Annotated in this window: 5 protein-coding genes; all 5 read left to right on the top strand. The window is 64.0% G+C overall.

All coding sequences use genetic code 11. The annotated features are described in order from the left end of the window. The first annotated feature begins 270 nt into the window (after positions 1-270). The 5 genes from glgA (at position 271) to glgX (ending at position 12,816) form a co-directional block, all read left to right on the top strand. Positions 271-1,833 (top strand): glycogen synthase GlgA, encoded by a 1,563-nt coding sequence (gene glgA, locus IE116_RS07365; RefSeq protein WP_229828040.1) that lies wholly within the window; start codon positions 271-273, stop codon positions 1,831-1,833. Positions 1,834-1,871: 38 nt separating this feature from the next. Then, complete coding sequence (locus IE116_RS07360) at positions 1,872-5,075, top strand: alpha-1,4-glucan--maltose-1-phosphate maltosyltransferase (protein WP_229828039.1); 3,204 nt, start codon at positions 1,872-1,874, stop codon at positions 5,073-5,075. An 80-nt stretch (positions 5,076-5,155) separates the two neighbouring features. Beyond that, positions 5,156-8,515 carry a maltose alpha-D-glucosyltransferase gene (gene treS / locus IE116_RS07355; RefSeq protein WP_189611140.1) on the top strand — a complete coding sequence of 1,120 codons (3,360 nt, stop codon included), beginning with the start codon at positions 5,156-5,158 and terminating at the stop codon, positions 8,513-8,515. Beyond that, on the top strand, positions 8,502-10,709 hold the full coding sequence (gene glgB, locus IE116_RS07350) for a 1,4-alpha-glucan branching protein GlgB (protein ID WP_189611138.1): 2,208 nt from the start codon (positions 8,502-8,504) through the stop codon (positions 10,707-10,709). Before treS ends, glgB begins: the two co-directional genes overlap by 14 nt. Positions 10,710-10,713: 4 nt before the next feature. Beyond that, positions 10,714-12,816, top strand: a complete 2,103-nt coding sequence (gene glgX, locus IE116_RS07345; protein WP_189611136.1) for a glycogen debranching protein GlgX — start codon at positions 10,714-10,716, stop codon at positions 12,814-12,816. Positions 12,817-12,824: the final 8 nt, after the last annotated feature.

Below are 12,824 nucleotides of genomic sequence, written 5' to 3'. Positions count from 1 at the left end.
CAATATCAAGGGTTTATCAAACGGCCTAAACCAGAAGAATGATATCTACGGGAAAACCTGGCACGTATATTGCAATTGAAGTTGGAAAGCCGGACGTTCTCGCATAACGCCTTCCCAGGCAGTGTAAGTCTTACCTTGCACGGTAATTTTTGACCGGGAAGAAGACGCAAATGGTGCAGTTGCACCATGACAAGCGCAGGAACGCACGGCATCGAAGACCGAATGCTGTCCCTACGCTGCCATCGTCAGGCGATTTTCCGGAGAAACATCTTGTTGCCTAGAGTCCTGCTAGTTACTTCCGAGGCGCTGCCTCTCGCCAAGACCGGTGGTCTGGGAGACGCGGTGAGTGGCCTGGCCCGTGCGCTGCGCGAAGCGCAGGTCGACGCAACGATCCTCATGCCTGCCTATCAGAGCGCCCTGGATCACGCGAGTGACCTCAAGGAAGTAGCCAAGTTGCCGGGACTGATTGGCGGCGATGCCACTGTCTTGTCCGGATGGATCACCGAATTCGAAGTGCCCGTCCTGCTGCTGCGCAACGATGCCATGTACGTCCGTGACGGCAGCCCTTACCTGGACGCCAATGGGCGCGAGTGGAGCGACAACGCCCAGCGTTTCGCTGCGCTGGCGCAGGCCGCGACGCGCATTTCTACCGGCGAGACGGCCATCCGTGTGCCGCACATCGTGCATGCCCATGACTGGCATGCCGGCATGACGCCGCTGTTTCTTCACGCAGCGGGGATCAAGCGTCCGAAAAGCATCATCACCATCCACAACCTGGCGTTCCAGGGTGTGTTTCCCATGGAAACCGCCGATGCCCTGGGCGTTCCGCATTCCTATCGTGGCAGCGATGGCGCGGAATTCTGGGGTCAGCTGAGCTTCCTGAAGGCAGGGCTGCGTTATGCCGACCGCATCACCACGGTCAGCGATACCTATGCCAAGGAAATCCTGACGCCGGAATTCGGCAACGGTCTGGACGGCCTCCTGAACTACCGCAAAGACGATCTGTCGGCCATCCCCAACGGTATCGACTCCGATATCTGGGATCCGGCAAGCGACCCCTTCCTGACCTCGCACTTCTCGGCCATGGACATGCGCGGCAAGATTCGCAACAAGCTCGAACTGCAGCAGATGTTCGGCCTGACCACCGATCCCGAAGCGCCGTTGATGGTCATGGGCAGCCGCCTGACCTCGCAGAAGATGGCCGATCTGACGGTCGACGCCTTCCCGCGCCTGCTGGATGCGCATCCCCGCATGCAGATCGCCGTGCTGGGCATGGGTGAAAAACATATCGAAGAGGCGCTGCGCGCCTTGCAGGAGCGTTACCCGTTCCGCTTTGCGATCAACGTGGGATACGACGAACGCAGCGCCCACCTGTTGCACGCCGGCGCGGACATCCTGTTGCATGGCAGTCGCTTCGAGCCGTTCGGCCTGACGCCGATCTATTCGATTCTGTACGGCACGATTCCAGTGGCGTCGCGCATTGGCGGGCTGGCCGATACGATCAAGGACGCCCCGCTGGCCGAAGATGCGCCAATAGGCGACGCCACGGGTGTCCTGTTCGATGGCGACACCGTCGATGCGATGGTGGCTGCGGTCGAACGCGCCGTGTCGCTGTACCGCAATCCCCAGGCATGGACCGCCATGCAGAAGAACGGCATGACAACCAACTTCGGTTGGGAATCGTCGGCCGCCAAGTACATCGAACTTTACCGCTCGCTGGCCCCGGTCGCCCCGGTGACCGCGCCTATCGTGACGCGCCGCACGTTCGAAGCCGCAATCGGCGAAGCGCCTGTGATTGCACCCGCCCTGGTCTCTGAAAGGAAACGCGCCTGATGATGGAACAACGGATGGATCCGCCGAGGATTTTTTATGTGCACTCTCGGCGGATTGGTCCGCTGTCCCAATCGGACGGGTCGCTGACAGCGGCCTGGAAGAGCGCACTTGACCGCGCCGCGCGCCTCGGCTTCTCACAGGTCTTGCTCGATCTGCCCGAGGACACCCTGTCGTCCCAGGCCCAGCAGCAACAGGCAGTCGAACAACTGGTGGCCACGGCCAAGCGGCTGCGGCTCCAGATCTGGCTCGATGTCTCGATCGGCGAGCTTCCGGCCACGGCTCCGCTTGCTGTGGCCCATCCCGAATGGTATCGCTCGGCCCTGGCCGATCGCCCGCTCGACCCCCGCCTGGCACCTGCACTGCGCAATCTCGTCGACGTGCAGATCGTCAACGGCCGCGTCCCGGCGGCATGCCTGGAATGCTGGGCCGACATGCTGGGCAGCTGGACCGAAGCCGGCGTGACCGGCCTGCGTTTCCACCTTCCCCACCGTATCCCCGCCGACGACTGGCGCGCCCTGTTCGGCCGCCTGTTGCACGCCGCTCCGGGCTTGCGCCTGGCCGCCTGGACCCCGGGCGTACCGGCCGATCGGCTCGGCGCCTTGCGCGACGCCGGTTTCAATGCCGCCTTTACCTCATTGGCCTGGTGGGATTTCCGCGCCGGCTGGTTTGCCGCCGAGCGGGACCGCCTGGCCGGCCTGGGCCAGCTGATTGCCTTTCCCCGCAGCCCGTTCGACGAAGCGGTCAGCCCGGGCGCCGACCCGGCGCTGTATCGCCGCGCGTTGTGGGCTGCCGCGATGGCGGGAGACGGCTGGCTGGTCGCCATGGAAGACACCGAGTTGGAGACGGCCGGTGACGTGACGGCCGATATCAAGGCTGCCAATGCCTTCATCGCCAAGCAGGGCGCCGCGCTGGCGTCCGACCTGCGCGTGTTGACCGGCGCTGATGCAGCCGTGACCGTGCTGTGGCGCGCAGGCCCGCCCGAAGATCCCAAACGCAAGGATCCGGGCGGCGTGGCCGTCCTGGTCAATCCCGACGCGGCGTTCCCATCGACCCTGTCGTGGTCGACGCTGCGCGCACGCCTGCCGGGTGGCTACAGCGAGCTGGTGCCCGTCGATGGGCTGCCCATCTCGGCGCCGCTGGCAGGTACGGAAATCACACTGCCGCCCGCGGGCGTGGCCGTGTTCCGCGCGCGCCGCACGGCCCCGGTCGTCACCTTGAACCGGCCGACGCGGTTTTCACAGAAGAAAGTATTGGGAGCCGCCATGGAAGCGCCGCGCGTAGCGATCGAGAACGTCACCCCCGTCATCGATGGTGGCCGCTTCGCCCTCAAGCGCGCACTGGGCGAGCCCATTCACGTCGAGGCCGACATTTTCATGGACGGCCACGACAAGATGGCCGCGGCATTGCTGTGGCGCGCGGTCGATACCGAGGTGTGGCAGCGCGTGCCCATGACCTTTATCGTCAATGACCGCTGGCAGGCCGACTTCACCCCCGAGCGGGTGGGCCGCCATGTGTTCATGATCGAGGCCTGGTACGACACCTTCGCCACCTATTACAACGAATTGTCCAAGAAGCATGCCGCCGGCATCGACGTGTCGCTGGAATTGCGCGAAGGCCGCCAGTTGCTTGCCGCCATGCTTGCCGAAGCCGAAGCGGAACGCGCCGTTGACGCCGACGTGCTGACGCAGGCGCGCCAGCTGGTGGATACGATCACCAACGACGCCGACACCGAGGCCCTGCAGCACCTGCTCGCCGCCAGCACGGGCGAATTGGTCGGCAAGCTCGGTATCCGCCACTTTGCGTCGCGCGGCGAATTTGAAGTGCCTGTGAATGTGGAACGTCCGGCCGCGGCATTCGCCAGCTGGTACGAGTTGTTCCCACGCTCGCAGAGCGGCGATGTGAACCGCCATGGCACGTTTGATGACGTGATCGAACGTCTGCCGGCGATCCGCGACATGGGCTTTGACGTCCTGTACTTCCCGCCCATCCATCCGATCGGCAAGAAGAACCGCAAGGGCCGCAACAACAGTCTGATTGCGACCGAAAACGATCCGGGCAGCCCCTATGCCATCGGGTCCGACGCGGGCGGTCACGACGCGATCCATCCGGAACTCGGTTCGCTCGAAGACTTCCGCAAGCTGGTGGCCGCTGCCAAAGACCACGGCCTTGAACTGGCGCTGGACTTCGCGATTCAATGCTCGCCCGATCACCCCTGGCTGCGCGACCATCCGGAATGGTTTGCCTACCGCGCCGACGGGTCGATCCGCTATGCCGAGAATCCACCCAAGAAATACGAAGACATCGTCAACGTCGACTTCTACGCGCCGGGCCCACGCGGCTCGCGCGAGTCGGCCTCGACGGGTCTGTGGATGGCGCTGCGCGATGCGGTGCTGTTCTGGTGCAAGGAAGGTGTGCGCACCTTCCGGGTCGACAACCCGCATACCAAGCCGCTGCCTTTCTGGGAGTGGATGATTGCCGAAGTGCAGGGCCGGTATCCCGACGCCCTGTTCCTGTCGGAAGCCTTCACGCGGCCCAAGGTCATGTACCGCCTGGCCAAGCTGGGCTTCTCGCAGTCGTACACCTACTTCACCTGGCGCAACGAAAAGAAGGAACTGACCGACTACCTGGTCGAGATCTCGCAACCGCCGGTATCGGATCTGTTCCGCCCGAACTTCTTCGTGAACACGCCCGACATCAACCCGCGTTTCCTGCAGACCGGCGGCCGTCCGGCGCATCTGATCCGCGCCGCGCTGGCTACCACCATGTCCGGCCTGTGGGGCATGTATAGCGGGTTCGAATTGTGCGAGGCGACCCCGGTGCCGGGCAAGGAGGACTATCTGGATTCAGAGAAGTACGAGATCCGCGCCTGGGACTGGAACCGTCCGGGCAACATCATTGGCGAGATCACGAAGCTGAACCAGATCCGTCGCAGCAACCCGGCCTTGCAGACCCAGAAGGGCATTACCTTTCAGTCCGCCAGCAACGACCAGGTGATCGCCTTTACCAAGGCGACACCCGAACGCGACAACGTCGTGCTGGTGGTGATCAACCTTGATCCGTACGCCAGCCAGGGCGCATGGATCGAACTGCCGCTGTGGGAATTTGGCCAACCCGATGACGGCGCCCTGCAGGCCGAAGACCTGTTCCATGGGCACCGATTCACCTGGCACGGCAAGCGGCAATTCGTACAACTGGAACTGGGCCAGCCGTTTGCGATGTGGCGCATTTCGGTCAGGAGCTGACACGATGGCTTGAACCCACCGTACAGCCCCACCGCGCGACCCCACCGCGACGCCCCGGATAACCGACGAGAAAACAAAACATGAACAAGCGCTCAAGTTTCATCCACGCGGCCAACCAGGGCGATCCGTCCTGGTACAAGGACGCCGTGATTTATCAGCTCCACATCAAGTCGTTCTTTGACGCGAACAATGACGGGGTGGGGGACTTTGCCGGGGTGATGGCCAAGCTCGACTACATCGTCGAGCTGGGCGTCGACACGATCTGGCTGTTGCCGTTCTACCCGTCGCCACGCCGCGACGACGGCTACGACATTGCCGAATACCGCGACGTGCACGAAGACTACGGCTCGCTGGCCGATGTCCGGCGTTTCATTGCTGCAGCCCATGAGCGCGGGCTGCGCATCATTACCGAACTCGTGGTGAACCATACGTCGGACCAGCATCCCTGGTTCCAGCGCGCCCGCGCCGCCAAACCCGGCTCGGCAGCCCGCAATTTCTATGTATGGTCGGATACCGACCAGGCCTATTCGGGCACCCGGATCATTTTCCTGGACACCGAAAAGTCGAACTGGACGTGGGACCCGGTGGCCGGCGCGTACTTCTGGCACCGCTTTTATTCGCACCAGCCCGACCTGAACTACGACAACCCGCAGGTGCTCAAGGCCGTGCTGTCGGTCATGCACTTCTGGCTGGACCTGGGCGTGGACGGCCTGCGGCTCGACGCCGTGCCGTACCTGGTCGAACGCGAAGGCACGAACAACGAGAACCTGCCCGAGACGCACGACATTCTGCGCAAGATCCGCGAAGACCTGGACGAGCATTACGAAGGCAAGCTGCTGTTGGCCGAAGCCAACCAGTGGCCCGAAGATGCGCAGGAATATTTCGGGACCGGCGACGAGTGCCACATGTCCTTCCACTTCCCGCTGATGCCGCGCATGTACATGGCGATCGCGCGTGAAGACCGCTTCCCGATCACCGACATCATGCGGCAGACCCCGGAAATTCCGGAAGGCTGCCAGTGGGCGATTTTCCTGCGCAACCACGACGAGCTTACGCTCGAAATGGTGACCAGCAGCGAACGCGATTACCTGTGGAACGTGTACGCGGCCGACCGCCGCGCGCGGATCAACCTGGGCATTCGCCGCCGCTTGGCGCCGCTGCTGGAACGCGACCGCCGCCGTATCGAACTCATGAACAGCCTGCTGCTGACCATGCCGGGCACGCCCGTGATCTATTACGGCGACGAAATCGGCATGGGCGACAACATCCACCTGGGCGACCGGGACGGCGTGCGCACGCCAATGCAGTGGTCGCCCGACCGCAACGGCGGCTTCTCGCGCGCCGACCCGCAAAGTCTGGTGCTGCCGCCGCTGCGCGACACCTTGTACGGCTATGAAGCGGTCAACGTCGAATCCCAGGCGCGCGATCCGCATTCGCTGCTGAACTGGATGCGCCGCATGCTGGCCAAGCGCCGTGAATACAACGCGTTTGGCCGCGGCAAGCTGCGCTTCATCTATCCGGGCAACCGTCAGATCCTGGCGTATCTGCGCGAGCACGACGACGACACCTTGCTGTGCGTGGCCAACCTGTCGCATGCACCGCAGGCCGTCGAGCTGGACCTGGCCGAATTCGAAGGCCGCGTGCCGGTGGAACTGACCGGCGGGAATTCCTTCCCGGCGGTTGGCAAGCTCACCTATCTGTTGACGCTGCCACCTTATGGCTTCTACTGGTTCTCGCTCAGTGCAACGGCGTCGCCGCCTTCGTGGCACGCGGCCGCCGCCGAACAGCAGATGGAATTCCACACGCTGGTGATCCGCGGAAAGACCGGCTATCAACTGATGGAAAGTTCGCGCCGGGTGCTCGATCACGAAGCCTTGCCGACCTATCTGCGCCGCCGCCGCTGGTTCGCTTCGAAAGACGAAAAGGTGCAGTCGGCCACCATCGTCTACGGCGCACGCTTGCCCAACCGCGAGCAGGAACTGTACATGGCCGAGATCGAAGTCGACCTCGGCTCGCGCAAGGAACGCTACGCACTGCCGCTGGCCCTGCTCTGGGTGGAACACCTGGAAGGCCTGCCCCTGCAACTGGCCCTGGCGCGCGTTCGCCGCACGTCCCTCGTGGGTATGGTGACGGACGCATTCAGTCAGCGTGAGTTTGCCCTGGCAATGGTCGAAGGCATCATGGGCAGCGCCGAACTGGCGAGCCCGGTCGGCGCCGACAACGGTGGCAAGACCACGATCAAGTTTGTTCGCCAGGCCGGATTGGAAGACCTGACCGTCAACGCCGACACGCAAGTGCGCTGGCTGTCGGCCGAGCAGTCGAACAGTTCGCTGATCATCGATTCGACCGCCGTGTTCAAGCTGGTCCGCCGTGTCACGCCGGGCATCCATCCGGAAGCGGAAATCACGCGCTACCTGACGTCGCTGGGTTTCGAGAACATTGCCTCGCTGATGGGCGAAGTGGTGCGCGTCGATGAAGACGGCACGCCGCACACCCTGGGTCTGCTGCAAAAGTACGTGACCAATCAGGGCGATGCCTGGGCCTGGACCATGGCCTATTTGTCGAAGGCGCTGGACAACGCCGTGCTGACCGACGAGAGCCTGGAAGACTACGACCAGGAACTGCTCGGCTATGCGGCCTTTGCCGGCATCATGGGCAAACGCCTGGCCGAACTGCATGCGGCGTTCTCGCGTCCGACCGACGACGAGGCCTTCTCGCCGGAACCTGCGTCCGAAGCCGACGTGGCGCAATGGACCGACGAAGTCACCACCATGTTGAACCGCGCCTTCGACCAGCTGGCTGCCAACACCCAATGGACGGATGGCGCCACGGAAGGCACGGCCAAGACCCTGGTGGCACGCCGCAAGGAAGTGCTGGCCGGTGTGGCTGGCCTGGCCAAGCGTGGCCCGGGCGCCTTGCGCACCCGCACCCATGGTGACTTCCACCTGGGTCAGGTGCTGGTCGCCCAGAGCGATGCCTACTTGATCGACTTCGAGGGTGAACCGGCCCGGTCGCTGGAAGAGCGCCGCCGCAAGACCAGTCCGCTGCGTGACGTGGCCGGCCTGCTGCGCTCGTTCGACTACGCCGCGGCCGCCATGAGCACCACGCCTGAAGCCCAGGTGCTGGGCACGGCGCCGTCGGTGCAGGCCACCAGCGGCAAGCAAAAGAAAGACTTGCTGCTGGCGCGTTTCCGCGAGCAGGCGTCCGCGGCCTTCCTGGACGGGTATCGCCAGGTTGCCGTGCTGGCCGAGAACAAGTGGTACGAGGGCAGCGCCGAGTCGGCACTGCTCGACCTCTTCCTGATCGAAAAGGCGGCCTACGAGATCTGCTACGAGGCGGCCAACCGCCCGACGTGGATCTGCATCCCGCTGCGTGGCCTCGACCAGCTGGCGCACCGCCTGACTCCGACTTCTTCCGAGGATCGCCATGACGCCGTATGAGTTCGCAACCGATACCGACCACCTGGCCGGTGACATCGATGCGCTGAAGGTGGCGCGGCACCGCGATCCGTTCGCCGTGCTGGGCCCCCATCAGGTCGACGGCGAGCACATCGTGCGCGCTTTCTACCCGGGCGCCGAAGGCGTCGAAGTCGTCTCCACCCAGACGGGTGAGGCCATTCCGCTGCTGCACGTGCGTGATGGGCTGTTCGCGGGCCGCGTGTCGGCCGTGCTGCCGCAAGGCGGTCCGGGCTATCAGCTGCGCATCCGGTGGCCGCACGCCGAGCAGGTGACCGAAGACCCCTACTCGTTCGGCGTGCTGCTGGGCGACCTGGACCTGCACCTGATTGCCGAAGGCCGGCACAGCGAGATCAGCGACTGCCTGGGCGCGCACGTGGTCACCCACGGCGGCGTGCAGGGCGTCCGGTTTGCCGTGTGGGCGCCCAACGCGCAACGCGTGTCGGTGGTCGGTGACTTCAATTCCTGGGATGGCAGGCGTCATCCGATGCGTCTGCGTTTCTCGGCGGGCGTGTGGGAAATCTTCCTGCCGCGCCTGAACGCCGGCGCGCGCTACAAGTTCGAAATCGTGGGCGTGGACGGCAATTTGGTTCCCCACAAGGCCGACCCGTATGCACGGCAGGCCGAGCTAGCGCCGGGGACGGCGTCGATCGTGACCGACCCCACGCCATTTACATGGACGGACGATGCCTGGATGGCCGAACGCGGCGCGCGCCAGACGGCGCAGTCGCCCATGTCGGTCTACGAAGTGCACGTCGGGTCGTGGCTGCGCGACGAGCACGGCGAGTCGTACAGCTGGTCCGGCCTGGCCGACCGCCTGGTGCCGTATGCCAAGGACATGGGCTTCACGCACCTTGAACTGCTGCCCATCATGGAGCACCCGTTCGGGGGATCATGGGGCTATCAGCCGCTGGGCCTGTTCGCGCCCACGGCGCGTTTTGGCGAGCCGCACGAATTTGCCCGCTTCGTGGATCGTTGCCACGAGGCAGGCATTGGCGTAATCCTGGACTGGGTGCCCGCGCACTTTCCGACCGATGCGCACGGCATGCAGCGTTTCGACGGCACTGCCCTGTACGAATACCAGGACCCGCGCGAAGGCTTCCACCAGGACTGGAACACCCTGATCTACAACCTGGGCCGCAACGAGGTTCGCAACTTCGTGATCGCCAGCGGGATCGAGTGGTTGCATCGCTTCCATGTGGACGGCCTGCGCGTGGATGCGGTCGCATCGATGCTGTATCGCGACTACAGCCGCAAGCACGATGAGTGGATACCGAATCACCTGGGCGGCCGCGAAAACCTGGAAGCCATCGCCTTTTTGCGCGACCTGAACAAGGAAGTCGCCAACCGCTGCCCGGGCGCCATTACCATTGCCGAAGAATCGACGGCATGGCCCGGCGTGACCGCGCCGGTGGACCAGGGCGGCCTGGGCTTCGACTTCAAGTGGAACATGGGGTGGATGCATGACACCCTCCACTATGTCGAGACAGATCCTCTGTACCGTCAGTACCACCATCACATGATGACCTTCGGGATGGTGTATGCCTTCTCCGAAAAGTTTGTGCTGCCGCTGTCGCACGACGAAGTGGTGCACGGCAAGGGCTCGCTGATCGGCAAGATGCCCGGTGATCGCTGGCAGAAGTTTGCGAACCTGCGGGCCTACTTTGGCTTCATGTGGTTGCATCCCGGCAAGAAGCTGCTGTTCATGGGCGGCGAACTGGGGCAGCAGAAAGAGTGGAATCACGACACGCAGCTGGATTGGGATTCCCTGAGCGATCCCTTGCCTGCCGGTCTGCAGAAGCTGGTGCGCGATCTGAACCATGCGCATGCGAAGCTGCCCGCCCTGCATGAGCGGGATGCCGACCCCGAGGGCTTTCGCTGGCTGATCGGTGACGACAACGCCAATGCGGTGTTCGCCTTCCTGCGCAGCAGCGGCGATGCGCACGTGCTCGCCGTCAGCAACATGACGCCGGTGCCGCGCGGCGGCTATCGGATCGGTGTGCCGCACGGCGGCCGCTGGCTGGAAGTCGTCAACAGCGACGCGGCGGTATACGGTGGGTCGGGCGTCGGCAACAGCGGTGCGGTCAACGCCGAAGATGTACCCGCCCATGGCATGCCGTGCTCGGTCGTGCTGACCCTGCCACCTCTTTCGACCTTGCTCCTCAAGCCGGAAGGATAAGCGGATGGCTGGGACGCTTTCGGACAAACTTTTGCCGGGGCGTGCTTATCCGCTCGGCGCCACATGGGATGGACTGGGCATCAACTTTGCCGTCTTTTCCGCCCATGCCACCAAGATCGAACTCTGCCTGTTCGATCCCACGGGCCGCAAAGAGCTGTCGCGCTTTGCGCTGCCCGAATGCACCGACGAGGTCTGGCATGGGTATCTTCCCCATGCCGGCTCAGGCCTGGTCTACGGCTATCGGGCCTATGGGCCCTACGAGCCGCATAACGGTCACCGCTTCAATCCCCACAAGCTCCTGCTCGACCCGTATGCCCGCAAGCTGGTGCGTCCGCTGCATTGGACCGACGCGCTCGCGGGTTACCGCGTGGGCCACGGCAAGGCCGACCTGAGCTTCGATCGGCGCGACAGTGCCGCCGCCATGCCCAAGGCCGTCGTGATCGATGACGCCTTCAACTGGGGCGACGATACGCGTCCCGACCGGCCCTGGTCCGACACGGTCATCTACGAAGCCCATCTGAAGGGCGTGTCCGCCTGCCGGCAGGACATGCGGGCCAACGAGCGCGGCAGCTTCTTTGCGCTGGCCGACCCGGCGTTCATCGAACATCTGCTGCGCCTGGGCGTGACCGCGATCGAACTGCTGCCGGTGCATGCCTTTGCGCAAGATCGTTTCCTTGTTCAGCGCGGTTTGCGCAACTATTGGGGCTACAGCACGATGGCGTTCTTTGCGCCCGAGCCGAGCTACCTGTCCAAGGGCATGCTGAACGAAATGCGGGTGGCGATCCGCCGCCTGCATGCGGCGGGCATCGAAGTGTTCCTGGATGTGGTCTACAACCACACCGCCGAGGGCAACGAGATGGGGCCGACACTGTCCTGGCGCGGCCTGGACAACAAGAGTTATTACTGCCTGGTGCCCGGCGACGAGCGCTACTACGTCAATCACACCGGCACCGGCAACACCCTGGATCTGACCCATCCGCGCGTGCTGCAGATGGTCATGGATTCGCTGCGCTACTGGGCCACGCACTTCCGTATCGATGGTTACCGCTTCGACCTGGGCGTGACCCTGGGGCGCGAAGCGCATGGCTTCGATCCGGGCGCGGGCTTTTTCGATGCCGTGCGGCAAGACCCCGTGCTGTCTCGCCTCAAGCTGATTTCCGAGCCCTGGGACATTGGGCCCGGCGGCTATCAGGTCGGCAATCATCCCCCCGGATGGGCCGAATGGAACGACAAGTTCCGGGATGGCGCCCGCCGCTTCTGGCGGGGGGATCCCGGCCAGCGGCCAGACCTGGCGACGCGCCTGGCCGGTTCGGGCGACCTGTTCAACCGCCGCGCGCGGCGTCCATGGGCATCGATCAATTTCGTCACGGCCCATGATGGCTTCACGCTGCGCGACGTGGTCAGCTACAACGCCAAGCACAACCACGCCAACAAGGAAGACGGGCGCGACGGCACCAACGACAACCACAGCTGCAACTGGGGCGTCGAAGGACCGAGCGATGATCCGGCCATCGAGGCCATCCGGCAACGCGTGGCACGCGCCTTGCTGGCTACGCTGATGTGTTCGCACGGAACGCCCATGCTGTTGGGCGGTGACGAGTTCGGACGCACGCAGAACGGGAACAACAATGCCTATTGCCAGGACAATAAAACGTCCTGGTTCGATTGGGGGCAGGCGCATTCGGCAGAAGGGGAGGCCATGACGGCGTTCCTTGCGCGACTGGCCGCTATCCGGCATTCGCATCCCTCTTTGCGCAGCGACCGCTACATGGTCAACGACCAGATGATCCTGCCCCACATGGCGGAGATTGCCTGGTTCGATGTCCGGGGCGAATACGTGTGGGACGAAGCCTGGAACGATCCTGAATGCCGCACGCTGGCGCTGAGACGCGCGACGCGCGGCGCAGAAGGGATCGAAGCGACGCTGGTACTGATCAACGGAAGCGCCGAGAGCGTGCGTTTCGTGATGCCGGCGCCGCATTTCAGCTGGCGGGTATTGGTAGACACGGCTGATCCCGCAAAGGACGAATGGCCCCTCGAGAGCAACGAGGTGGACGTGTCGGACCGGAGCGTGGTGGTGCTGGGTTGTCGATTGGTGTCGAACTAACGAGAGCA

Origin of the sequence: Pigmentiphaga litoralis, from assembly GCF_014651835.1 — a bacterium.
Classification (GTDB): Bacteria; Pseudomonadota; Gammaproteobacteria; order Burkholderiales; family Burkholderiaceae_B; genus Pigmentiphaga; species Pigmentiphaga litoralis.
Note: the sequence above shows the minus strand (reverse complement) of the source record. Positions and strands in the feature narration are given on the sequence as shown.